Raw genomic sequence first — 24777 nt, 5'->3', positions numbered from 1 at the left:
GCTTTTCTCCCTTGCTTACGGAGTCACCGGCGCTGTTCGACCACACCCATCGCCTTGCCTTGCGCACAGCGCGACGCGCGTCGTGCCGCTCATGCTGCCTTGCGTTTCGACAGTTGCCCGATCAGCGCCTTGTTGAAAGCGGGAATGTCGTCGGGCTTGCGGCTCGAAATGAAGTTGCTGTCTTCCACCACTTCCTGGTCGACCCACGTGCCGCCGGCGTTGCGAATGTCGTCCTGCAAACTCGGCCAGCTCGTCACCGTACGGCCCTTGATGATTCCCGCCGACACCGGCAGCCATGTGCCGTGGCAGATCACCGCGATCGGTTTGTGCGCGCTGTCGGCGGCCTTCACGAAAGCCTGCGCCTGCGGCAATAGACGAATCGCATCGCCGTTCACCACGCCACCGGGCAACACCACCGCGTCGTAGTCCGCGGCGGTGGCTTTGTCGAAAGTCGCATCGACCTCGACCGCGTCGCCCTTGTCAACATGCCTGAAGCCCTGGATCTTGCCGGGCTTCTCCGAAATCACATGCACGGTCGCGCCGGCTTCGGCCAGCGCGCGTTTGGGTTCGACCAGTTCCGCCTGTTCGAAGCCATCCACTGCGAGTACCGCTACTTTCAGACCGTCGAGGCTGTTAGCCATCTGTTCTCTCCTTCATTCAAACGCGGGGCTGCGTGCGTGACGCGAGCCCTCGTCATCTGCTATTCGTCAATCGGGGGGCAGCAAGGCATGTGCCTGCCGCTCGGGTGTGAGCTGCCGTGGTGCCTGCCCTCGCGCGGTATGACCCGCCAGGCACGGACCACAGCCCAACGCGACGCAACGCAAAGCAACGTAACGCAGCGCAACGCAACGCGAAGGTAACCGTACAGCGATCACGCGTGCTGTCTAGAGGCCGCTCGGGTCCTCGTCGAGACCGTCGTCGTCCGCCGCTTCCGGCGGACTCACGATGCGATCCGGTTCGATGTCGCGATCCGGGTCGAGCGTCGAATCGCCGTCGGCTGCGGCGCGCTCGCCGGTTCCGGCGCGGTCGGTGTCGCTGGCGAGTTCGAGCTCGCCGGTTTCCAGCGCGTGATTGTCGAGTTCGGTATCGACGTCGAACTCATGGCGCTTCTGGCCTGCGACATCGCTGCCGCTATCGGACGAATCGCTCGGTCCCAACGTGCCTGTCGTGCCGGAGGTTTGCTTCACGACCTGTTGCGGCTCTTCATCGGGATTCAGCGTGCTGCTCATGGCGCTCTCCTGTGCTGGTTGATGGGCGGATGAATACGTATGAGGTTGAGCGCAAGGACTGTTCCGCACGCGCAACGGCGGAGCTCCCGGCGACGCAGCGGCCAGGCACCGCCCTTGCTTCGGGCCATCACTGGCGCAACGCGCTTCACGCTTGAAAGTTCTACCTGCGAAGATGCCCACGACCAACAGCACGACACCCAACGCTCACGCGCCGGCCGACGACGCCGCGAAGCAGGCCACCGCGACGACAATGCCGCCCGGTTTGCGCCATGCGGACGACAGCAAGCCGGGCTACACGCGCAAGCGCGAGAAAGACGGCTTCGCGTATTTCGACGTCGAAGGAAAGCGCATTGAAGATGAAGCGGAAATCCAGCGCATCAATTCGCTCGCGATTCCGCCCGCCTATGAAGACGTATGGATCTGCCCCGATCCACGCGGCCACATTCAGGCAACCGGCCGGGATACGCGCGGCCGCAAGCAATACCGTTATCACCCGCGCTGGCGCGAAACGCGCGACGCGGACAAATACGAACGCATGCGGGAGTTCGGTCGCGCATTGCCGAGGATTCGCGCGCGCGTGGCGCGCGACCTCGAACTGCCCGGCATGCCTTGCGACAAAGTGATGGCCGCCGTGGTGCGGCTGCTGGACACGACGCTCGTGCGCATCGGCAGTGTCGAGTACGCGCGTGAAAATCAGTCATACGGGTTGACGACGCTGCGCAAGAAACACATGAAGGTGGAAGCGGGACAAGTGCGCTTCAAGTTTCGCGGCAAAAGTGGCATTGAGCATGACGTCACCGTCGACGACGCGCGCGTCAAGCGCATCGTGCGACGTTGCGCGGAACTGCCGGGGCACGACCTGTTCCAGTATCTGGATGAAGAAGGCAACCGCCGCACGGTCGGTTCCGCCGACATCAACGATTATCTGCGCCGCGCAAGCGGCGCCGATTTCACCGCGAAAGACTACCGGACATGGGCGGGCAGCGTCTACGCGCTCGCCACGCTGCGCCGCCTCGTGTGCGAGAGCGCCGCGGAAGCGCGGCGCCATATCGTGGCCACCGTCAAGGAAGTGGCGGGCCTGCTGCGCAACACGCCGGCCGTATGCCGGCGCTGCTACATCCATCCTGCTGTGATCAGCGCCTTCGAGGCGGACGAATTGCAGAGTCTGCCTCCTGGCCAGTCCAGACGTGGCCTGAAAGTGGACGAAGTGGCGTTTGCCGCATTGCTCGCGCACGCGGAAAAACGCGCGGCGAAACTCGCACGTCAGGCGGGCGCGAAGGGACGCAAGCTGCGCGAAGCGCAAGAGGCGGACAGCATCAACGGCTCCATTTCGACATTGCTGCAGAAGTCACGTGCGATCCGGAAGGAAGCGAACAAGGCGGCGCTGAAGGCAGGCGCGAAAACCGCCCGTCAAGCCCGTGGCAAAGCCGCCGCGAAAACCGGCGTGCAAGGCGAAGCCGAAGCTGGAATAAAAGCTCGCGCGCGCAGCTCGCGGCGCGCCGCTGCTCCGCCGGGCGCGGACAAACCGGCTGCCGGCTGAGCCACTCGCACCGCCGGGCGCTGCCGGGGCGGCAGCACGCCGGCAGTTTGTCGCGAAGCGTCGCGTCACACGACGAGGAACGCGCGTTGCTTCACTGTCATCACCCCTTAACCTACGAAGGAGGCAGATCATGGTCATGCAAAGTCAGACGCAAGGCATGCAAGGAGCACGTATCGTCGGTAAAGGCAGTGCAACGGCGGAAGGCCCCGGCCCGGACGTCATGGCGGCAGACACGCTCGACGACAACCGGGTCCTCAGCAGCGACGGCGAGGACATCGGCAAGATCAAGGACATCATGCTCGACGTGCGCTCGGGCCGCATTGCGTATGCGGTGCTTTCGAGCGGCGGCTTCCTCGGCATCGGCGACAAGCTGCTCGCCATTCCGTGGCAAGCGCTCACGCTCGACACCGAGCAGAAGTGCTTCGTGCTGAACATGCCGGCCGAAAGCGTGAAGAACGCGCCGGGGTTCGACAAGGACCACTGGCCGTCGATGGCGGATGAGACGTGGGCGACCTCGGTGCACCAGTACTACGGCAGCGAGCCGTACTGGAGCCGCGACCGCTTCGACCTGCGCGACGACACGCGCATCGGCGACATTCCGGCCGGCTCGTCGGACGCGCCCGAAGCCGGCGGAGTCAAGCTGTAATTTGCAAGCTGCGGCGAGTGCGTGAAGCGAATCCCGTCTGAGTTTGCCTGGATCTGCGCTCCGCGCTGCTCGCCTATATTGCGCCGGCAGCCCTCGCGGCGACCGGCGCGCTGACTTCCGTTACCGGCAGTCTCGTGAACCGCACGAGGCGAACGGGCACAGCCGGGCCACCCAGCACCCGAAAGGGAGGCGGCTCTCATGGCCACCAGCAAAACCACCAGTAAAGCGAGGCGCCCGCAGGCGCGCGGCAAGTCCGGACGACCGCCGCGACAACGCCATGCACAGGCGCATGCCGCGCAACATCGCAAGGCGGCGAGCGCGGGCGGCGGCAAACGCCCGCGCAAGTGGTCGCATCATGTGATGGAAACGAGCGACGCGATGGATCTCCAGCCGGACATCTTCAAGAACGCGAACGCTGAAGAGATCGCGCAGTCGCTCAAACAGTCGTCGACGAAAAGCCGGCGCCGCAAAGGCACACCGTTTCAATCGGCGATGTCGATGCTTAACTTCTACATCAACCGCGCGGGCCGAAACCTGCCGAAGACGCGCCGCGCAACCCTGGAGCAAGCCAAGCGCAAACTGCGTGAAGCATTTGGACGCGCGCCTTGAGCGCTTCACCCGGCCTGCCGTGCACAGCTCGCATGGCCGGCCTCAACCGGATGCACATGCACGAAACATACTGGTTCCTGATTGTCGGCGCGGTGTTGGTCTTCATGGGCATAGCCGCGACGACACTGCGCCGCCTTCCCGTGAGCGCCGCGATGGTGTATGTCGCGCTCGGATACGCGCTCGGGCCGCCGGGCCTCGATCTGCTGCACCTCAACATGATCGCCGACGCCCACCTGCTGCGCACGCTCACCGAAATCGCGCTGCTGGTCTCGCTCTTTGCAATCGGCTTGCGTCTGCGCGTGGGCATGCTGGACCGGTTATGGACCGTGCCGCTGCGCCTCGGTTTTCTGGCGATGCTCGTCACCGTGCCGCTCCTCGCGCTTTTCTGCGTGTACGTGCTTCATCTTGGCTGGGGACCCGCCATCCTGCTCGCCGCGATTCTCGCGCCAACCGATCCGGTGCTCGCTCATGACGTGCAGGTGCACGACCCTGGCGATCACGATCTGCTGCGTTTCGCGCTCTCCGGCGAAGGCGGCCTGAACGACGGCATTGCGTTGCCCTTCGCGATGGTCGGCCTTGCGTTCTGCGCGATGCCCGGAGCCGGCGCTGGCGACGTGCTGAATCTGAGGCTCGCAGGCACTGCCGCGTGGGGCGTGCTCGGTGCGATCGCGATTGGCGGTCTGCTCGGCTGGGGGACGACGCACGCGGTCGCGTGGCTACGCACGCGCCATGCGCATGCGCTCGGACTCGAGGGCTTTTTTGCGCTCGGCCTGATCGGCCTCTCGTTCGGTGCCGCGCAGCTCGCGCAAACCTACGGCTTTCTCGCCGTGTTCGCAGCAGGGGTGTCGATGCGCCGCGTCGAACATCGCGCGAGCGGCGGCATCTCGCCGCGCGAAGCGATCGGCACGATCGATTCGGCCGATGTCGAAGCGACCGCGTCCGACCCCGACAAGGCCCACGCGTTCATGACCGAGTCGGTGCTCGGCTTCACGATCGAGCTCGAACGCATCGCGGAAGTGATCATCATGGCAATGGTCGGCAACGTGCTTGCCACGCTGAACGCGCCGCTCTTCACCTGGCCGGCGCTCGCGCTTATCGTTGCGCTGTTCTTTGTGGTGCGGCCCGCGTCGGTCGAGTTGTCGCTGCTCGGCTCGGCCGCTTCGCCGACGCAAAGGCGCCTGATGAGCTGGTTCGGCATTCGCGGCGTGGGCTCGTTCTACTACCTGGCGTATGCGCTCGAACACGGACCGGCCGCCGACATCGCGCCGCTGATGCCGCTTGCGCTGGCGGTCGTCACCGCTTCGGTCGTGATTCACGGCGTGTCGGCAACGCCGCTCATGAACCGCTACCGCCGGCTGCGCCGTCGCGAACGGTAGAATACGAGCGCCCTTGCGCCGCTTGCGCGAGCCGCCTTGCTGCTTCGCGAGGCGCCTTTGCCACTTCGCCTGCCGATGACCCCTTCCGACGATCCAGCGCACACGAGGCGCACAAGCGCCGGCGAATCACTGTTCGCCTTCCTGAAGTCACTGCCGTTCGCCGAGCGGCTCGCCGAAGGCAGTTTGATGGCCTTCCAGGCCGTGGCGGGCGCAAGCCTCGCGTTCGGCATCGGCCGCATGCTGCACACGGAGCAGGCGTTCTGGGCCGCGATCACGGCCATCGCAGTAAGCCAGCACAGCTATATCGACACGCGCAAGCTGTCGCGCGACCAGTTCATCGGCGCGATGGTCGGCGGCGTGTGCGGACTCGCGGGCGCCACCGTCGGCCACGGCTATTTCGCGGCTTATGCGGCGACAGTGGCGGCGGCTATCGTGATCTGCTGGGTGGTCAATGTAGGCAGCGCAGCGCGGCTTGGCGGCATTACCGCGACCATCATGCTGCTGGTGCCGGGCATCGGCCCGGCATGGGACAAGGCGTTGCTGCGCCTTGGCGAAGTCACGCTCGGCACGGTGTGCGCGTTGCTCGTGGCTTGGCTGATGTTGGTCGCGGAAAAACACTGGCCGGGCACGCACCGCGACACGCGCTAGGCCGGCCCGGCTTCATGCCGCCGCGGCCGGCGCGCCGTCGTCCGGCAAGCGCCGGTAGCGCCCCGGCGTCACGCCGACGTGCTGCTGGAACGCCTTGCCGAATGCCGCTTCCGATTGATAACCCACCGCCTCGCCGACTTCCGCCGCGCTTCGTTGGGTCCGGCGCAGCAGATCGCAAGCGATCGTCATGCGAATCTGCGTGAGGAAGTCCATCACGGTCATGCCCGCGCGTTCGCTAAAACGCCGCGCGTAAGTCGCGCGCGACATTGCCGCAAGCTCGCCGAGTCCGGCGATGGTCCATGGCCGCTCTGGCGCGCCCAGCATGCCCTGCACCGACGCTGCAAGACGCGGGTCGGCAAGCAGCGCCAGCATGCCGGGAGCCGAACCGGCCTCGTCGCCGTGCACGCGCAGCGCCATTGTGAAGAGCGCCTGGCTCAGCGCGGTGACGATGGCAAGCGAGCCGGGCCGGCGTTGACCGGCTTCGTCGCGCATGAGGCCGATGAGCGCCTGCAACGGGCCGAGCGCGTGCGCCCCGCCGAGCGACACGCGAAACGGATCGGGCAGTGCGTTCAGCAGCAAGGCGGACGAACCCGGCGTGTAGACGAAGCGGCCGCACAACAGGTCTAGCTCGGCGAGAGGCGCGACGCCGTTCGACAGTTCGCCGGCCGCGGCGGCGCGATTGCTCTTGATGGGCAGCAGACCGTCGTGGCCCGTCACGAGCGGCGCAGTGGTGGTGCCGCGCTTCGTATCCCGCACGCGATGCGCGGTGCCGCGTGGGAACAGCACGAAATCGCCGGAGCGCAGCGGCACTGGTGCCCCGTCTGCCGTCTCGATGACACACTCGCCTTCCAGCACCAGATGAAACGGCGCGATGCCCGGCTCCATCGGCGCGTGGTCTACGTCGAATGCGCCGCTCAGCAGGCAGCGCAGATCGAGGCTGGCCTGCGGCCGGGCGAGGTCGAGCAATCGGCTGAGCGTGTCCATGAGACTTTTGCGCTAAAAGTTGAGCGAAGCGAGTATTCAGGATATCGCCACCGGGCGCAATACTTTGTCCCAAGATGCCGGCGACCGCCGGCTGGCAATCGACAAAGGAGGGCTGGCGTGGCGCGCCGAGCGCGGCATTTGGCAAATGCCGCGAAAACCTGCGAGACTGGTTTCCCGGCCCGGCCGGGTTCCGCTGTCGGCGCATGGCGATTGCGTCGCTGGATATCGGGCGTCGCGCCCCCATCTAACTTCGCATGACTTCAACCGCCGCCAGGACCGCATCCGCCGCCTGCCCCGCCCCGGTTTCCGAGGCGGACAGCACCGCCGCGCCCCGCCCATCTAACGCACCTGCCGCGCAGGCCGCACCTGCGAGACCTGCCACGCCTGCTGCGCCTGCTGCGCCTGCCGCGCACATCGCGCTGGCGGACTTTCACCCCGCTGTGGCCGGCTGGTTCCTGAAGACTTTCCCGGCGCCCACCGACGCGCAAACCGCCGCGTGGCCGTCCATCCGTCAGGGGCGCTCGACGCTGGTCGCCGCGCCCACGGGTTCGGGCAAAACGCTCACCGCGTTCCTGTCGGCACTCGACGATCTGGTCCAGCAAGGTCTCGCCAGCAACGGCGCCTTGCCCGACGAAACGCTGGTGGTCTACGTGTCGCCGCTCAAGGCGCTCTCCAACGACATCCGTCTCAATCTGCAGGTGCCGCTGCAAGGCATCGCCGCGGAACTCGCAGCGCGCGGGCTCCCGCCGCTCGACATCCGCACGGCCGTTCGCACCGGCGACACCACGCAGCAGGAGCGCAACGCGCTCAAAAAGCGTGCGCCGCATATTCTCGTCACCACGCCCGAATCGCTGTACGTGCTGCTTGGCTCGGACTCCGGCCGGCGCATGCTGGCCACGGTGCGCACGGTGATCGTCGACGAAATTCATGCGCTCGCGGGCAGTAAGCGCGGCAGCCATCTCGCGCTCAGCCTGGAGCGGCTCGACGCGTTGTGCGGGCGGCGCCTGCCACGCATCGGCCTGTCGGCGACGCAAAAGCCGGTGAGCGCGGTTGCACGATTTCTCGTAGGAGGCGCGAGCGTCGACAGCGAGATTGCGGCCGACTGCGCGATTGTCGACGTGGGCCACATCCGCGCGCGCGACCTCGCGCTGGAAATTCCGCCGGTGCCGCTCGAAGCCGTCATGCCGAACGAAGTCTGGGAGCGCGTCTACGACCGGCTCGCGGAACTGGTCGCGCTGCATCGCACGACACTCGTTTTCGTCAACACGCGCCGCATGGCCGAACGCGCCGCGCGTCATCTGACCGAGCGGCTCGGCAAGGAAGCCGTCGCCGCGCATCACGGCAGCCTCGCGCGGGAGCACCGCTTCGACGCGGAGCAACGGCTCAAGCGCGGCGAACTGCGGGTGCTGATTGCCACTGCGTCGCTTGAACTCGGCATTGACATCGGCGACGTCGATCTGGTCTGCCAGATGGGCTCGCCGCGCGCGATCGCGCCGTTCCTGCAACGCGTCGGGCGTTCGGGCCACCATGTCGGCGGCATGCCGAAAGGCCGGCTCTTTCCCACTTCGCGCGACGACCTGATCGAATGCGCGGCGTTGCTCGACTGCGTGCGGCGCGGCGAACTCGACGCGCTGCGCATCCCGCGCGCGCCGCTCGACGTGCTCGCGCAACAGATCGTCGCGGAGGTGTCGAGCGCCGAGTGGAGCGAAGACGCGCTCTTCGAGCTGGTGCGCCGCGCGGCGCCGTACGCGGAGCTCGCGCGCGAGCAATACGACGCCGTGCTGCGCATGCTCGCCGAAGGCTACACGAGCCGCAACGGGCCGCGCGCCGCGTATATCCATCGCGACGTGGTGAGCGGCACGTTGCGCGGCCGGCGCGGCGGCAAGCTCGTCGCGGTCACCTCCGGCGGCACGATTCCCGAGAACGCCGACTACGCGGTCGTGCTCGAGCCTCAGGCGATCAATATCGGCACCGTCAACGAAGACTTCGCCGTAGAAAGTCTCGCGGGCGACGTGTTTCAGCTCGGCAACGCGTCGTACCGGATTTTGCGGATCGAAAGCGGCCGGGTGCGTGTGGAGGATGCACAGGGCCAGCCGCCCAACATCCCGTTCTGGCTCGGCGAAGCGCCGGGCCGAAGCGACGAGCTGTCGTTCGGCGTGGCGCGGCTGCGCGCGCAGATCGGGCGGCTGCTTGGTGGTGATAGCGGCGATGTTCTGGCCCGCGGGGCCGGCCCGGCGGATAGCGCCTACAGCGCTGATCGAGCCATTCTGGACAATTCCCCCGCCGCCGTGCCCGCGCGTCTCGAACGCGCGATCGACTGGCTCGTCGCCGAACTGGGGCTCGACGAAGCCGCGGCGCGCCAGATTGTCGAGTACCTTGCGCGCGCCCGCGCGGCGCTCGGCGTGCTGCCGACGCAGGACACGCTGGTGATGGAGCGTTTCTTCGATGAATCCGGCGGCACGCAGCTCGTGATTCACGCGCCGTTCGGCAGCCGCGTGAACCGGGCGTGGGGCCTCGCGCTGCGCAAGCGCTTTTGCCGTCAGTTCAACTTCGAACTGCAGGCGGCCGCCACCGAGGACGCAATCGTGCTGTCGCTAACCGGCAGCCACTCGTTCGTGCTCGACGAAGTGTGGCGCTATCTACATTCCGCAAGCGCCGAACGGCTGCTGATCCAGGCGCTGCTCGACGCACCCCTGTTCGGCGTGCGCTGGCGCTGGAACGCGACCACCGCGCTTGGCCTGCCGCGCTACACCGGCGGGCGCAAAACGGCGCCGCAATTGCAGCGCATGCGCAGCGAAGATCTGCTGACGAGCGTGTTCCCCGAGCAGGCCGCGTGTCTGGAGAACGTGGTCGGCGAGCGCGACCTGCCGCGTCATCCGCTCGTCGATCAGACCGTCGACGACTGCCTGCACGACGCGATGGACAGCGAGCGCTGGCTCGCGCTGCTGCGCCGCATCGAAAGCGGCGAAGTACGACTCGTGGCGCGCGATCTGCCGGCGCCTTCGCCGCTCGCCGCCGAGATCCTCAACGCGAAGCCCTACGCTTATCTCGACGACGCGCCGATCGAAGAACGCCGCACGCAGGCCGTGCTGAACCGCCGCTGGAGCGATCCGTCAAGCGCCGACGACCTCGGCGCGCTCGACGCCGACGCGATTGCCAGCGTGCGCGACGAAGCGTGGCCGCAGGCACGCAGTGTCGACGAAATGCACGAGGCGCTCACGGGCCTCGCGTGCGTGACCGAAGCCGAGGCGCGCAACAACCAAGGTTGGCTGGAATGGCTCGCCTCGCTTGCGCAATCGGGCCGCGCGACGCGCCTCGCAATTGCCGCCGACGCCGCGCTGTGGCTGCCTGTCGAACGCCTGACCTGTTTCGCCGCGCTGTATCCCGGCACGAACGGCGCGCGCTTTGCGCCGCCGCTCGCCGCGCCTAAGGGCTACACGAACGAATGGAGCGCCGAGGACGCCCTGCTCGACGTGCTGCGCGCGCGGCTCACGGGCTTCGGCCCGCAGCCGGCCGGCGCGATTGCAGATGCGTTGCGGCTACCGCAGACGGCAGTGGACGAGGCGCTCGTGCGCCTCGAAGCCGAAGGCTACGTGATGCGCGGCCGCTTCACTGCGCAAACCACCGACGACGAATGGTGCGAGCGGCACCTGCTTGCGCGGATTCACCGCTATACCGTCAAGCGCCTGCGCCGCGAGATCGAACCGGTGGAACGCCATGACTTCATGCGCTTTCTATTCGAGTGGCAGCACCTCACGCCGGACACGCGAAGCGAAGGCCGCGACGCGCTCGCGGCCGTGCTCGAACAGATGGAAGGCTTCGAAGCCGCGGCCAGCGCCTGGGAGGAAGACATCCTGCCCGCTCGCGTGAAGGCTTACTCCAATACTTCGCTCGACGAACTATGCCGGGCGGGCAAGATTGTCTGGACCCGGCTCACCGAACGTTCGCGCAGCGCCGCAGCTCCGGTGCGCGGCACGCCGATCGTCCTGTTGCCGCGCGCCCAGGTGCGCGTGTGGAGCGCGCTGATCGACCCGGCGCGTCAGCCCGAACTCTCGGCGCGCGCGCAATCGGTTCACGACGCGCTATCCGAACACGGCGCGATGTTCTTCGACGAACTACTGCACGAACTTCGCGTACTGCGTATTGAACTCGAGAACGCCCTCGGCGAACTGGTGGCGGCCGGTCTCGTCAACTCGGACAGTTTCGCTGGCCTGCGCGCGCTGCTCAAGCCGGCCGCCAAACGCAATGCGTACGCGGGTAGCCGCCGCGCGCGCTCGACAGCGCTGATAGGCGGAATGGACGACGCCGGGCGCTGGGCGCTGGTGAACCGACGCGGCTCGGCGGCCGCGAGCACGCAGTCCGGCGACGTCGCCAAAGACGCGCAGCGGCCGGCACAAGCGCCCCGGCAATTGCCGCCCGAGCTTCTCGAACATGTCGCGATGACCTTGCTGCGGCGCTACGGCGTCGTGTTCTGGCGGCTCCTTGCGCGCGAGGCCGACTGGCTGCCGCCGTGGCGCGATCTGCTGCGCGTGTATCAGCGGCTCGAAGCGCGCGGCGTGATTCGCGGCGGACGCTTCGTGAATGGACTGGCCGGCGAGCAATTCGCGTTGCCCGAAGCGATACCCCTGCTGCGCGAAGTGCGCAGGCATGCGAACGATAGTGCTTTTGTGTGCGTCGCCGGCACCGATCCGTTGAATCTTGCCGGCACGCTGCTGGTCGGCGAACGCGTGCCGGCGGTAGCGGGCAACCGCGTGCTGTATCGCGACGGCATCGTCGTCGCCACGCTCGCGGCGGGCGCGTTCTGGTTCGACGCGTCGGTCGAGGCCGACCCGCTCGAACGCGAGCGCGCGCGCAGCCTCCTCACGCGCCGGTTCTAGACGCCATCCCGCGGAACGCGCCGCGGGTAGAGAATGCCTCACCCGGCATCGTTCGGACTGCCTCTTTTACCGATTCAGGCGCGCGCTGCGCAAGTGCGGGTCATTCATCTTTATGGCCCGAATTTCAGTGGCTTCGCTACAATGGGCCCGTCTTTAAGTATGATGAAGACTGTCTGCCGCTATCCGCCATCAGGGCCGAAACGGCACACCGCCCGGGGATCCCATGAATGACGACCAACACGAGCAGGTGCTTTATGCGCAGTTCGGCACAAGCAGCCCTTGCTGGCGTCTGTCGAGCGACAGCAATGCGCTCGAACTGACGCCAGTCACGGGCGACGTGCCAGCCAACGTGGCCATTCCGCTGAATCCCCAGCAGGCAGCGCAGATCCGTTGCCTCACGGGTATCACGTCGCACCTGGTTCTCGACGTGCGAATGTTCGGCGAGCCGCTGCGGCTGCATCTCGTCGGCAGAAAAATCAACAGCAGCAACTGGGCCGGCACCGCCTCCGCTTATGACGACACGGAATCCGTCGCGCGCGATCTGATGCACGGTCTGTCGTTCGCGGAACAGGTGGTGTCCGAAGTCAATTCGGTCGTGGTGATCGTCGACCGGCATGGGCGGATCCAGCGCTTTAACCGGCTCGCCGAGGAACTCACCGGCGTGAAGGAAGAGAACATCGTCGGGCGCAACGTATGGGCGCTTTTCATGTCCTCCGAAGACGGCGCGGCGTCGAGCCAGAACATTACGGGCTTCTTCAATCGCGGCGTTTCGTATGAAGTAGAACGGCGCGTGAAAACGCTGCAGGGCGAACGGCTCTTTCTGTTTCGCAACAAGTTCGTGCAAAGCGGCAGCGGCGTGGATGAGCAATATCTGATCTGCTCGGGCACCGACATCACCGAGGAACGCCTCGCACAGGAACGTCTCACGCAGCTTGCCAACACGGATTCGCTCACCGGACTCGCCAATCGCAATGCGATTCAGGACAAGATTCGCAGCGCAATCGAAGAAGCCGCTCCTGGCGAATCGGTCGGCGTGCTGTTTCTCGATCTGGACAACTTCAAGAAGGTCAACGATCACTACGGCCATGTGTTCGGCGACCGTCTGATTCGCGACGTGTCCGCGGCAATCGGCACGTGCCTGAACGAAGGCGACACGCTCGCGCGGCTCGGCGGCGACGAGTTCATCGTGCTCGCGGCCAGGGGCGCGGCGCACGAACTGGAAGCCACCGCGCAGCGCATACTCGAGCGCATGCGCACGCCGTTCAGCCTCGGGCTCGTGGAGGTCTACACGGGCTGCTCGATCGGCATCGCGCGCTATCCGGAACACGGTGACAATCTTGAGTCGCTGATCCGCTCAGCCGATACCGCGATGTACGTCGCAAAAGACGAAGGCAAGCGCACGCACCGAGTGTTCTCGCCGGAAATGAACCGCAAGGTCGCCGAATACATGTGGCTCGACACGAACCTGCGGCGCGGGCTCGAAGAAGGCCAACTGACGCTGCACTATCAGCCGAAGCTGCTGCTCTCGACCGGCGCTGTGCAAGGCGTGGAAGCGCTGGTGCGCTGGAATTCGCCGGAACGCGGTCAGATCATGCCGGCCGAGTTCATTCGTTATGCCGAAGAATCTGGCCTGATCGGCGTGCTGGGCCGCTGGGTCATGCAAACGGCCGCCAAACAGGCCGCCAAATGGAAAGCCGACGGTTACAACCTGCGCATTGCGATCAACGTGTCGGCGCGGCAACTGGTGGACACGGCCGTGGTCCGGCATTTCACCGAAGCGCTTGCCGAAGCCAGACTCGATCCCTGTCTCGTCGACGTCGAACTCACCGAGAGCTGTCTGATCGAGGACGAAGCCGCCGCAATCGACCTCATCCGGCAGTTTCGCCAGATCGGCGCGCAGGTGCATCTGGACGACTTCGGGACCGGCTATTCGTCGCTCTCGCAATTAGGCCGCATTCCGCTCGACGTGATCAAGCTCGATCGCAGTTTCGTGCGTTCCATCAACGCCGACTCCAAAGCGCAAGCGCTGGTGCGCTCGATGGTCGTGGTCGCGCAGGAACTGGGTTTCAAGGTGGTCGCCGAAGGGATCGAGACGGAGTCCGAAGAGGCGTTCATGAAGGGGCTGGACGTGGAATACGTGCAGGGCTATCTGTACGCGCACCCTATGCCCGCCGCCGATTTCGAGCGCTGGCTGCAGGACAGGCAGAAGCTCAGGCTGATCGCCTGAGCTTGCGAGCGGCACCGCGCGCGCTGACCGCGCCGGCACGGATTCAGCCGAAATTGGCTGCGCTCGCAGCCGTCTGCCGCAGGTTGGAGGTGCGGCGGTTTTGCAGCATGACGAGCCGCTCCATGAAGGCGAGGTCCTTCTCTTCGATCATGAAGGCGGCGTCCACCCAGTCCTCGGTGATTTCCATCAATTCCGCACGCGGCAATTGCAACACGCGCTGGCGGGCCCGCAGCATCGCGCGAATGCCGTTCATTTTCGGCTTGAGCGTGTCGATGAAGGTGCGGGTCGCCACGTAGGCGTCGCCGGGCTCGAACAGTTGATCGACGAGACCCTTTTCGCTGTGCCACTCCGCGGTATGCGATTCGCCGGCACCGATCAGTTCCTCGGCGAGGCGCATGCCCGCCTTGCGTGCAACGAGCGAATAGCCGCCCATACCGGGAAACAGATTGAACGCGATCTCGGGAAAGCCCATGCGCGCGTCCGACTGAGCCAGCAGGAAATGATGCGCGAGCGCCGCTTCGAAGCCGCCGCCGAGCGCCGTGCCCTCCACCATCGCAATGGAGATCGCGCCGGTGTCGAAGCCGCGCGCCGCCGCATGAACACAGTCGACGCAGGCGCGCGCGTAAGCCATGAGCGCCTGGCGCTTGCCGGAGCGGATCGCGTCGGCGAAGAAATCGAGGTCGCCACCCACGTTGTAGATGTTCGGGATCAGCGAACCCGTCACCCAGAAGTCGATAGGCAGGCCCGACTCGCGCGCCGCCTGAGCGAGCCCGAGAATGTCATGGACCAGATCGAGATTGAAACAGGGACGCGGCTGCGCGCGCAGCATCATCCACATGATATTGCGGCCTTCTTCGTAGTAGGCGGAGATTTGCGACAGATTGCCGGCTTCGAGGAACGGGCGGCAGGCGTGGTGGTTTTGTAGATTCATTTGAGCGGTCCTTTAGGGTTAAACACTGATATTGCAATGCGAGCCTAAAACAGACCGGAATACGATGGGAGCGGGATAACCAACAGATGAATGCAAGGAACCGTCAAATCCTTGCACAGCGGGCATCGCTGCGGCGGCTGTCAACGCGCACGCGTGCGCTGCCGCGCAAACGCTTGCGCGAGGAAGATGCGCGACATAGGACGAAATTGACCGCCGTCGCCGGATAGTCAGACTGCGCGCGAGAGAGAATATGCGCCTTGCAAATCTGAAAGAAAAAACAATAAAGCGGGACTAGACACCGTGTGGCCTGCGCTTTCCTCCAGTGCCTTGAGCTCTTCTTTCGTGAATCGACGAAGTGGTCTTTTTCAAACTCTAGCCATTTTGCATATCGGCATGCCCGGCGCGTTGCCCGGCGGCCTGCGAAACGTACTGCCGCCCGACGCGCGAGACATGCAAGATTACGCAACAGCAATCTGCTACGCGATAACCGTGGCGAGACAAAGGATGTGGAGAAGCAGGCGTACCCGCAGCGATGGCAAACGGGCGGAGCGGAATAAACCGGCTCGTCAGCTGTTCTCAGTTGCAACCGGCCTAACGGGCCGTCAATCGCATTCCGGAAAACCTCTACACGATGAATTTTGCCACTTTCTCGTCACCTGCTTTTTTCGCCGACCCATATCCCCTCTATGAAAAGGTACGCGAAGCAGGTCCGCTGGTGAGCGCGGGCCCGTCCGCGCTCGTCACGGGCCGCTTCGAAATCGTCGACGCGCTGCTGCGTGACCGGCGCATGGGCAAGACCTATCTGCAAAGTGTGAGCGCACGTTATGGCGACGCGGCGACGCAGTACCCGGTGTTCCAGGCGCTGAGCCGCACGTTCCTGATGATGAACCCGCCATCTCACACGAAGCTTCGCACGCTTCTTATGAAGGCCTTCAACGCAAGGCAGATCGAAAAGCTGAAACATATCGTCGACGCAACGAGCCACGCCCTTCTCGACCGTATCGGTTCGGCGGCCGAATTCGATCTGGTGAGCGAATACGCGCTGCCGCTGCCTATCGAGATCATCTGCCGTCTGCTCGCCATCCCGTCTTCGCACGGCACTGAACTGGGCGATGCTGCGAGCCGTCTCGTAGCCGCGTTCGACCTGGCTCCGCTCGACGAAGCAGCGCTCGGCGCGGCAAATGAAGCAGCGCTCACACTGGAGCGGTACTTTCTTGATGTGGTCGAACAGCGGCGCGCAGATCCCGGCGACGACATCATCTCGTCGCTCGCGAGTGTGGAAGAAGAAGGCACGAAGCTGACCGACGACGAGATCGTCTCGAACGTAATCCTGCTGTTCATTGCCGGCCACGAGACCACGTCGAACATGATCGGCAATGCGATGGTTGCGCTATTCCGTCATCCGCCGCAACTGGAAATGCTCAAGCGCGATAGCACATTGGTTCCAAAGGCTGTCGCCGAATGCATGCGCTACGACGGCGCTGTGCAAATGGTGGTACGCACGGCCTTCGAAGAAGTGGTCGTGAAAGACGTCACGCTGCCGGCCGGAAGCATAGTTTTCATGCTGATCGGTGCGGCTAATCGCGACCCCTCGGTCTTTTCTCATCCGGATCGACTCGACTTTGCTCGCGGCGCCAACGTGCCCTCGCTCTCGTTTGGTGCCGGCATTCATCATTGTCTCGGCGCGCGGCTCGCATTGCTCGAACTGGAAGTAGCGATAGGCAGTCTGCTCGCCCGTTTCCCCGACATGCAACCGACACAGCTGGACCAGTTGAGATGGCATGCGCGAAATAACCTGCGCGGCGTGCAGGAGCTTCGAATTCGCACTTAAGGTCTGGAACTGCGCGACGCAATCGCCGCGTTTGCAATAGCCCGGGCAGTTCAGGACCTTATGCGATGTTTGTCGCGATATATGCGCCTTGCTGGGTGCAAATTTTTTTTCGGCGAATTCGCACGGTTCGGCGGTTCACCTCGTTCTGAGGCGCGGAATCGTTGCTCCTTGTTCGCTGCCGCCGCCAGTCCGGCTCGCGTGGCAACGATCACGCTGCGGGCCTGGATTCACGACCTCAGGCGGATGCATCGCCGTTCCTGCCGGTGAGTCCGCAGCTTCACGCAGCGACTCCGTGGCTCGCTGTCGGTTCGTGCCCGGCAACGTCTACCGTTCAAGGAATGCAGGATTCAGCGGCCGAACGTCATACCTGTTCGAGTGTTGCGCGCCGCCGAACCGTGCCTCCCGGCGCGAACCAGCCGCCGTGAACTACTGATAGAACACGTACTCCGCGAGATACGGCGAACTGCCGACTTGTCCTTGAGTAGTGCATGCTCCCGCCGGCATCGCGCCTCCCACGGTATGCATTCGCTGTACATACCGTACCGCCGACAGCACGCCGCTCCCCGCAGTGGAATGCGTCTGCAGCAACAGTTGCGGCACGCTTGCCTTATTGTCGCTGGGGCGCTGGCTCAGCACACGTCCCACGATCCGGCTGCCGTCTTCCGCTTCCCACGACGGTCCCGCCGCATGACGGACCGCCGCATGACCGCTGCGGTCAAACAGCGTTGCCTGAGGACTCTGGAACACCCATCCGAGCCGATGCTGCGCATCGAACTCGCATGAATAGATCTGTATGCCCGAGGCGGTAAGCGTCATGATGGGTTGACCCTGCGGCGGGTCGATCGACGCCGCCGCAGGAGCTGCCGGAGCGAGCGCGCAAGCGCCCAGTGCCAGGGCGCTCACCGCGAGCGCGACCATGGCAACCGACTGTAGGTGTTTCCTCGACATTTTGGGCCTTGAATGAACGGTTAAGCACTCGCGCGGACCGGGCGCACGGTCAAACGCGCTCCAGGTTGGCCGATGCGAAAGCCCAGTTCAAATGACGCGAGACGGCCGCCACCAGATAGTCAGGACGACGATTCTGATAGTCCAGATAGTACGCATGCTCCCAGACGTCGACGGTAAGCAGCGGCGCGAGACCGCGCGTGAACGGCGTTTCTGCATTGCTGGTCTTGATCACCGCGAGTTCGCCGCGATCCACGACAAGCCAGCCCCAGCCGCTGCCGAATTGCGAGGCGGACGTGGCCACCAGCGTTTTTGAAAGCGCTTCGACAGAACCGAACTTGCGTTCTATCGCCGCCTGAAGCTTCGCGCCAGGCGCCGTTGCTGCAGACGCTGGGCTCAACGAATTCCAGTAGAAGTTGTGATTCCACGCCTGCGCAGCGTTGTTGAATACATCGGCAAGCGCGGGTTGATCGTGTGACTGCATGATGATCTGTTCAAGCGTTGCCTGCTCCAGCGGCGTGCCGGCCAGTAGTTTGTGCAGATTGTCAAAGTATGCACGGTGATGTTTGCCGTAATGAATGCCAACCGTACGTGCCGAAATGGTCGGCTCAAGAGCGTCTTGCGCGTAGGGCAACGGCGGCAGTGTCTGCGGGGAAGCCCCAAGATAGGTAGGAACGACAGAAAGCGTTGGCTTTTCTCCGCTTGACGAGCGTGTGGATGAATCTTGCCGCGTGTCACCAAAAGCAAAGCGCGAGAGACCGGCACCGAGAGAAGCCAGCGACCCGGCCGCAATCAGACGGCGGCGGGAAATAAGTGAATTGAGCATGACAGTTACCGTAAGTGTGGAGAAAGCGCGCCTGCCGCCCGCTTTTCCGGTCGATCATGGCCGCCCACCCATAACAGTCGATACAGCGCTGCTATTCCACCCCACGCTGAATGCAGCGAAAAACGCTCCAAAAATTTCGCGGCCGCGCGACGGAATAATGCGCGTCATCGCACGTTTTCGGTAGGGACGATTCAACGATTCGCGGCACTGCCGTCGAATCGGCGGCCGTTGCCCGCCTGTCGTCGCACGCACTACCGCGTGGCCCGTCCGGTCGTGGACGATCAAGTTAGTACAAACCAATCCATTCAGAGGAATCATAAAATGAAGTTGCATAGAGACGCAGTGCTTGCCGCGCTACTCGGCCTCACCGCTGTCACGCTCGCCGCTTGCGGCAGTAGCGACAACGCCGTTAATCAGACGCCGACGATCGCCGCGCAATTCAAGGCTACGACGCTCGTATCCGATGGCAGCGCCAACGCAGCCAATGTCGATCCGAATCTGAAGAACGGCTGGGGCATAGCGTTCAACCCCACTGGCGTAATGTGGGTGTCGGACAACAACACGAAAAAGTCGACGCTTTATGACGGCAACGGCGTGGTCCAGTCGCTGGTGGTAACGCTCCCGCCCAACGCCGCCGGCCAGGCGGCCGGGCCAACCGGCATTGTCTTTAACAAGACCACGGATTTCCAGATCAGCGCCAATGGCGCAGCCGCGTCTAACGCGGTGTTCTTGTGGGCAACCGACGCGGGGACGATCGCCGCATGGTCGCCGAAAGTCTTGCCGACTCAGGCGGTCAACGCATTCGACGACGGTGCGGGCGGCGCCGTCTACAAGGGTCTCGCGATTGGTGCGAACGCCGGTGCCAGCCTGCTGTTCGCAACGGACTTCCACAACCGGAAAGTGGACGTGTTCGACAAGTCGTTTAACAAGATCCAGCTTCCCGGCAAATTCATCGATCCGACTCTGCCCGCCGGCTTCTCGCCGTTCGGCATTGCGGCTATCGGCAACACCGTATATGTGACCTACGCGCTGCTCGGTCCGGACGGCCGCACGCAAGTCAACGGCGCGGGCAATGGCGTAGTGGATGCCTTCGATACCGCGGGCAACTTCGTCAAGCGCATCGCGACGTCGGCTACACTCAATTCGCCATGGGGTGTCGTAATTGCGCCGGCGAACTTCGGTGCCGCGAGCAACGAACTGCTGGTGGGTAATTTCGGCGACGGCACGATCGACGTGTTCGATCCGAACTCCGGCGAGTTCAAGGGCGCGCTCACGAATACCGACGGCACAACCTTCAAACAGCCGGGCCTCTGGGGCCTCTCGTTCGGTAACAACGCCGCGAACCAGCCGCTCAATACGCTGTTCTTCGCAGCGGGACCGACACCGACGAGCGGCGTGTATGGCCGCATCGACGTAAGGCCCTGACCCAGCGTTTTAAGCCCGGGGGCGCTTGCAAAAGGGATGATGGCGGCCGGACCCGATGTGGGTCCGTGCTGTCGGCAGCTTATAGGCACGTTGATTCATTTAAAACTACGAAATAACGGCCGATGCAGATACTGCCCCTGTCGCCTTGAATCGGTGCCAGGGGTAGCCACAGGAACGCGATCTGATTGCGTCGCGGGTCAGCGGGTGTCAGAAGGTGGTGCGCATTCGGACCTATGCTCGGGCGCTATCTGAATCCGTCGCAAATGTGGACTCGTGCTGCGCGCGCCGTCGTTGCATAGGCACGCATAAGGGCAAGTCATTCCACTCGCGTCGACAAAAGAAACGCGCGAGCGGAGATGTCTGCAATGATCGTCTTGTCGACAACCCCGACAAACAGACTTACTCGCGCCGCGCTCCATAGCGCATAAAGAAATGCGCAGGAAATTTGGCGCGGCATATGCCGAAGTCGGGGCACTCTACCCTGCACAAACTCGCGCGGCGCTCTACTCTTCCATTACAGCCTGAGGCGTGTTCCGGAAGCTGATTGCCATACGATTATAAGTATTCATCAGGCTGATCGCGATGGTCAGGTCAACCAGTTCACGTTCATTGAACACGGCACGGGCGGCCTCGTATGACGCGTCGGGCACGCCGGTCTGCGCCACCAGCGTGACTGATTCGGCCCACGCGAGTGCTGCACGCTCGCGGTCGTCGAACAGATGGCCCGCCTCTCTCCATGCCTGCACGAGTGCCAGCTTCTCGACTTTCACGCCCTTCTTCAGCAGGTCGCGTGTATGCATGTCGAGACAGTAGGCGCAGTTGTTGATCTGCGAGACGCGCAGATAAACCAGGTCGACGAGAACCGGCGACAGGTCGCAGTTCATAACGTAGCCGTAGACGCCTCCGAGGGCTTTGACGCCCGCGGGTGCAATCTGGGTGTAGTCGAGGCGCTTGCTCATGAGGTAGCTCCTTGAGACAGTGGATTACTTGATGGGGGTAGTCAGGACTTTATCGTTGCTGTCCACGACGAACACGGCGAGCAACTTTGCAGGCTTCGTTGCGCTTGCATTGCGGCTTACGCGGTGAATAGCGCCAGGCTCTTCGAAAAAGCTCTCGCCGGCATGGTAGACGCGCTTCGGACCATCACCTACCTGTGACTCGATGTCGCCCGATACGACGTACGCATAGATGAATGCTGAGTCCGCATGCCTGTGGGCGGACGACGCGGCGCCCGGTGGGTAATCGACGGAGACGGCGGTCAACGACTTGCCAGGCACGTTAGGAATGGCGTGTTGAAAGTTGGGTGTGACGGTTTCGGCCCCGCCATGCGCGATAGCTGGAACGGCAATGCCGAAGGCCATGGCTGTGCAGGCGGCTCGTATGTTAGAGGGAATGTTCATGGGTTGATCGCTCCTTTGTGTTCCCGCATTATCTGGCGACATGAGGGCCCACAAAAGCACCGGGAACGAACATTTTCAATGCACCAAGAAGCGTAGGCGGACGAAGTCCGCCGGTTTATTAGTGGTGCCCGAGTATGAGTTCCAGCAGGCGGGAGCAATTGCTCGCCACCGTTCTCTCATTCACGTTCGTCACACCGAGCAACAGCCCCCGCTGCCCCGGATTGCTCGTGTACCAGGGTGACAGAGGAACTGGAGCCAGCCCGAAAAGTCGCGCCCGCAAAGCGATGTCGACATCCGATACGGATTCGGGAAGAGCGGTCACGACGGTCATGCCTGCGGCGGCTTGCACCTTGATTGATTCCGAGGTCAGTTCGTTCAGACAACGAACGAGAGATTCCTGTCGGGCGGCGTAAAGGCGCTTCATACGACGCAGATGGCGAAAATAGTGGCCGTCGTGCATGAACTCGGTGACGGCGTGCTGCGCAGATGCAGCCGGCGCGGGCGCAAGGCAAGCCGCGACGTCGCCAAAGCGGCGTGCCAGGTCCGACGGTACAACGAGAAAACCCAGCCGTAGTGCCGGGCTGATGGTCTTGCTGAACGTCCCGATGTGCAGCACGCGCCCGTCCTGGTCGAGCGAGGCCAGAGCCGGTGCGGCCCGTCCCCTCAACTGCAATTCGCCGAGATAGTCGTCTTCGACGATCCAGGCCTCGTGGTGTCTGGCCCACTCGAGCAGTGAAATCCGTCGAGGGAGCGACATCGTCATTCCGAGCGGCGCCTGCTGACCCGGTGTGACCACAGCGAGGACGGCTCCGGGTGCGATCCGGATGCCCGCGTCGATATCCAGTCCGTCCACATCCACCGGCACTCCTGCCACGGTCATGCCCGCCAGCGCGAGCGCAGTACGCGTAAGCGGAAAGCCCGGATCTTCCATCCAGGCTTTCCTGCCTTCCAGTTGCAGGCCGCGAATCGCGAGATTGAGCGCGCCGGAGAAGCCTGCCGTGACGAAGACCTGCGAGGGACTGCATCGCAGCCCGCGTGAGACTGCAAGATACGACGCGATCTCCTGCCGCAGATCTGGTTCGCCGCGTGGATCGGGGTATCCGACAGGGGCCGCTGCCGCCCGGCGCGCCGCGCGTGCCTGAATGCGCGACCAGAGCTTGAACGGAAAAGCGTCCTGCGACGGTACACCCATTTGAAACGCTAAAGGCGCCGTGCTGAAGTCGCTGAAGAGCTCCGGAAGCGGCGGCGCTTCCGGTGACCATCCAGTTCTCGCCGGCAAGGGCCGGGCGGCTACCCGGGTGCCGGCCGCGCCCAGGCCGATCGCGAACTGCTCGTCGATCAGACGTGCATAGGCAGCACGAACGGTGCCTCGGGACACACCGAGTTGCGCGGCCAGATCCGACCACGAAGGTAGCCGCGCGCCGGAGGCAAGCTGGCCGGACTCGATTGCGTCCCGGATGGAGCCGTAAATTTGCGCCGACAGCGAGATGTGCCCTGCGCGATCGATGCCAATAGAAAGCTTTGTCATGGGCGCAATAGTACATTCCGATTGCCAGATCTTGGGGCTGTTCCATGCCCCACGGGAAGCGTAACTTCTTCTGTGTAACTGCCGCCAGTCAGTTCCAGCGCTTATTAGCCCGCCCGAGGGGTGGTCCAGAAAAAAGCGTGCAGCAGCAAACGCACGCTCCGACCCGGTTCAGCAACCAATGAAGCACGATAAAACGGCCTCGACGAACGAAACGCTCGATATCGTCATTCCTGACAGCCAGCTAGCGCGTGAGGTAGCCCAGCTCGTGCGCGACACCGAAAGTAAACTGCTGTTCAATCACTCGACGCGCGTCTACCTATGGGGCGCGCTGTTGGGCAAACGAAACAGTATTGCCTTCGACCCTGAGCTGCTCTACGTGGCGGCTATGTTCCACGATATCGGTTTGACGTCGGCCTATCGCGACAGCGAACTGCGTTTCGAAGTGGACGGCGCCAACGCCGCGCGCGATTTTCTGCGCAGCCACCATATCGACGAGGCGGACATCGCGAAAGTATGGACCGCCGTGGCGCTCCATACCACGCCAGGCATTCCAGAGCACATGCACGGCGAGATCGCGCTGGTGCAGGCAGGTGCCGGGATGGACGTAGCGGGACGCGGCTTCGATGAGTTGACGCACGAACAGCGCGCGGCGGTGGTCGAGGCCTATCCGCGCGGCGCCGATTTCGTCGGCAAGATGATCGACGCCTTCTACGAGGGCATGAAGCACCGCCCCACCACTACGTTCGGCACCTTCAACGACGATTTTCTGGCGTACAAGGACCCGGGCTTCGAGCGCGTGAACATGTGCAGCATCATGCTGAACTCCAGGTGGGGCTGACGCTCTCGTCACCCTACGAACTCTCTTCTACCGCTACTTTCTTTTCACCATGCGCAGACGTACATTTTTGATCACCGGCGCCAGCAAGGGTATCGGGCGCGCTTTGTCGCACCGGCTCGCCGCTGACGGACATCAGGTCATTGGTCTTGCACGCGGGGCCGATGACCCAGGCTTCCCCGGTACGCTCGTTTCCGTCGATCTAACCGACCGGGACGCCACGACACGAGCGCTCGAGAGGCTCGTCGGCCGTTATAGCTTCGATGGCGTCATCAACAATGCGGGGTTTGTCCGTCTGGCCAGCGTTGAAGCAGTTGATCTCGACGATCTGGAGGCGTCTTTCCGCCACAATCTGACCTCTGCCGTGCAAACAGTGCAAGCCTTGCTGCCCGGCATGCGGGATCGAGGCTGGGGGCGAATCGTTAATCTCTCGAGCCTTGTCGTGCTTGGCGTTGCCAACCGCACGGCATACGCTGCGGCGAAAGCCGCGATGATGAGCTTTACGCGCACTTGGGCACTGGAGCTTGCGCAGACCGGCATTACCGTGAACGCGGTCGCGCCCGGGCCCACCGAAACCGAACTGTTCCGGCAAAACACGCCCGTCGGCAGCGAAGCGGAGCAGCGCTTTCTGTCGCTGGTGCCCATGAAGCGATTCGGCAAGCCTGAGGAATTGGCGGCGGCCGTGGCGTTTCTTTTGTCCGAGGATGCTGGCTTCATCACGGGGCAAACCTTGTTCGTTGACGGTGGCGCGTCGGTGGGCAAGGCGGCATTCTGATCGTTCGTCTCCTGTCTCCTGTCTCCTGTCTCCTGTCTCTCGCCTCTCGCCTCTTCTCTCTTGCCGTCCTCAAAATTCGGAAGAAAGGGCACGTTCGTCTGCTGGCAAACGCAGTTGCGCATCACCCATATGAGACGAGTGACGC

At 63.9% G+C, this 24777-nt stretch carries 20 protein-coding genes; 11 read left to right on the top strand and 9 right to left on the bottom strand.

The genetic code is table 11. The annotated features are described in order from the left end of the window. Positions 1-89: 89 nt before the first annotated feature. Positions 90-641, bottom strand: a complete 552-nt coding sequence (locus F757_RS0107180) for a type 1 glutamine amidotransferase domain-containing protein (RefSeq protein ID WP_027210814.1) — start codon at positions 639-641, stop codon at positions 90-92. Between the two features lie 243 nt (positions 642-884). Next, positions 885-1229, bottom strand: coding sequence for a hypothetical protein (locus F757_RS0107175; RefSeq protein WP_027210813.1), 345 nt, complete (start codon positions 1227-1229; stop codon positions 885-887). Between the two features lie 172 nt (positions 1230-1401). Between F757_RS0107175 and F757_RS0107170 the strand changes: the two genes are divergently transcribed. The 5 genes from F757_RS0107170 to F757_RS0107150 all read left to right on the top strand — a co-directional run bounded on the left by F757_RS0107170 (position 1402) and on the right by F757_RS0107150 (position 6048). Further along, positions 1402-2769 (top strand): DNA topoisomerase IB, encoded by a 1368-nt coding sequence (locus F757_RS0107170; protein WP_027210812.1) that lies wholly within the window; start codon positions 1402-1404, stop codon positions 2767-2769. Positions 2770-2899: 130 nt separating this feature from the next. Beyond that, positions 2900-3415: a PRC-barrel domain-containing protein gene (locus tag F757_RS0107165; protein WP_027210811.1), complete on the top strand. Its 516-nt coding sequence runs from the start codon at positions 2900-2902 to the stop codon at positions 3413-3415. A gap of 198 nt (positions 3416-3613) precedes the next feature. Then, the gene (locus tag F757_RS0107160; protein WP_027210810.1) at positions 3614-4024 is read left to right on the top strand and encodes a DUF3175 domain-containing protein; all 411 of its coding nucleotides are present in this window, start codon (positions 3614-3616) and stop codon (positions 4022-4024) included. Between the two features lie 56 nt (positions 4025-4080). Then, the gene (locus F757_RS0107155; RefSeq protein ID WP_027210809.1) at positions 4081-5400 is read left to right on the top strand and encodes a cation:proton antiporter; all 1320 of its coding nucleotides are present in this window, start codon (positions 4081-4083) and stop codon (positions 5398-5400) included. 75 nt (positions 5401-5475) lie between these two features. Beyond that, on the top strand, positions 5476-6048 hold the full coding sequence (locus F757_RS0107150) for an FUSC family protein (RefSeq protein WP_027210808.1): 573 nt from the start codon (positions 5476-5478) through the stop codon (positions 6046-6048). A gap of 12 nt (positions 6049-6060) precedes the next feature. On the opposite strand, the gene F757_RS0107145 is transcribed toward F757_RS0107150, so the two are convergent. Continuing rightward, positions 6061-7032, bottom strand: a complete 972-nt coding sequence (locus F757_RS0107145; RefSeq protein WP_027210807.1) for an AraC family transcriptional regulator — start codon at positions 7030-7032, stop codon at positions 6061-6063. Positions 7033-7286: 254 nt separating this feature from the next. On the opposite strand from F757_RS0107145, the gene F757_RS0107135 reads away from it, so the two are divergent. Both F757_RS0107135 and pdeR read left to right on the top strand, forming a co-directional pair. Beyond that, entirely contained in the window at positions 7287-11909 is a 4623-nt protein-coding gene (locus F757_RS0107135; protein ID WP_027210806.1) for a DEAD/DEAH box helicase, read from the top strand. A 223-nt stretch (positions 11910-12132) separates the two neighbouring features. Then, positions 12133-14136 carry a cyclic di-GMP phosphodiesterase gene (gene pdeR, locus F757_RS0107130; RefSeq protein ID WP_027210805.1) on the top strand — a complete coding sequence of 668 codons (2004 nt, stop codon included), beginning with the start codon at positions 12133-12135 and terminating at the stop codon, positions 14134-14136. 43 nt (positions 14137-14179) lie between these two features. Here pdeR and F757_RS0107125 read toward each other — a convergent pair whose 3' ends face one another. Continuing rightward, a complete protein-coding gene (locus tag F757_RS0107125; protein ID WP_027210804.1) occupies positions 14180-15067 on the bottom strand; it encodes a crotonase/enoyl-CoA hydratase family protein in 888 nt (295 codons plus the stop codon). Positions 15068-15698: 631 nt separating this feature from the next. Between F757_RS0107125 and F757_RS0107120 the strand changes: the two genes are divergently transcribed. Continuing rightward, a complete protein-coding gene (locus tag F757_RS0107120) occupies positions 15699-16898 on the top strand; it encodes a cytochrome P450 (protein ID WP_027210803.1) in 1200 nt (399 codons plus the stop codon). Between the two features lie 426 nt (positions 16899-17324). Here F757_RS0107120 and F757_RS0107115 read toward each other — a convergent pair whose 3' ends face one another. Both F757_RS0107115 and F757_RS0107110 read right to left on the bottom strand, forming a co-directional pair. Then, positions 17325-17846 carry a DUF3455 domain-containing protein gene (locus F757_RS0107115; protein WP_027210802.1) on the bottom strand — a complete coding sequence of 174 codons (522 nt, stop codon included), beginning with the start codon at positions 17844-17846 and terminating at the stop codon, positions 17325-17327. A gap of 49 nt (positions 17847-17895) precedes the next feature. Next, on the bottom strand, positions 17896-18486 hold the full coding sequence (locus F757_RS0107110) for a superoxide dismutase (protein WP_198021362.1): 591 nt from the start codon (positions 18484-18486) through the stop codon (positions 17896-17898). Positions 18487-18990: 504 nt separating this feature from the next. Between F757_RS0107110 and F757_RS0107105 the strand changes: the two genes are divergently transcribed. Further along, a complete protein-coding gene (locus tag F757_RS0107105) occupies positions 18991-20094 on the top strand; it encodes a TIGR03118 family protein (RefSeq protein ID WP_027210800.1) in 1104 nt (367 codons plus the stop codon). Between the two features lie 503 nt (positions 20095-20597). Here the strand turns inward: F757_RS0107105 and F757_RS0107100 are convergent. The 3 genes from F757_RS0107100 to pdxR form a co-directional block, all read right to left on the bottom strand. Continuing rightward, on the bottom strand, positions 20598-21053 hold the full coding sequence (locus F757_RS0107100) for a carboxymuconolactone decarboxylase family protein (RefSeq protein ID WP_027210799.1): 456 nt from the start codon (positions 21051-21053) through the stop codon (positions 20598-20600). Positions 21054-21077: 24 nt separating this feature from the next. Beyond that, positions 21078-21494, bottom strand: coding sequence for a cupin domain-containing protein (locus F757_RS0107095; RefSeq protein WP_027210798.1), 417 nt, complete (start codon positions 21492-21494; stop codon positions 21078-21080). A gap of 118 nt (positions 21495-21612) precedes the next feature. Next, positions 21613-23022: a MocR-like pyridoxine biosynthesis transcription factor PdxR gene (pdxR, locus tag F757_RS0107090; protein WP_027210797.1), complete on the bottom strand. Its 1410-nt coding sequence runs from the start codon at positions 23020-23022 to the stop codon at positions 21613-21615. Positions 23023-23200: 178 nt separating this feature from the next. On the opposite strand from pdxR, the gene F757_RS0107085 reads away from it, so the two are divergent. Together F757_RS0107085 and F757_RS0107080 are read left to right on the top strand one after the other, a co-directional pair. After that, positions 23201-23860 (top strand): HD domain-containing protein, encoded by a 660-nt coding sequence (locus tag F757_RS0107085; RefSeq protein ID WP_051376704.1) that lies wholly within the window; start codon positions 23201-23203, stop codon positions 23858-23860. A gap of 49 nt (positions 23861-23909) precedes the next feature. After that, positions 23910-24632, top strand: coding sequence for an SDR family oxidoreductase (locus tag F757_RS0107080; protein ID WP_027210795.1), 723 nt, complete (start codon positions 23910-23912; stop codon positions 24630-24632). The last annotated feature ends 145 nt before the right edge of the window (positions 24633-24777 follow it).

Source organism: Burkholderia sp. WSM2232, assembly GCF_000472545.1.
Lineage (GTDB): Bacteria > Pseudomonadota > Gammaproteobacteria > Burkholderiales > Burkholderiaceae > Paraburkholderia.
Note: the sequence above shows the minus strand (reverse complement) of the source record. Positions and strands in the feature narration are given on the sequence as shown.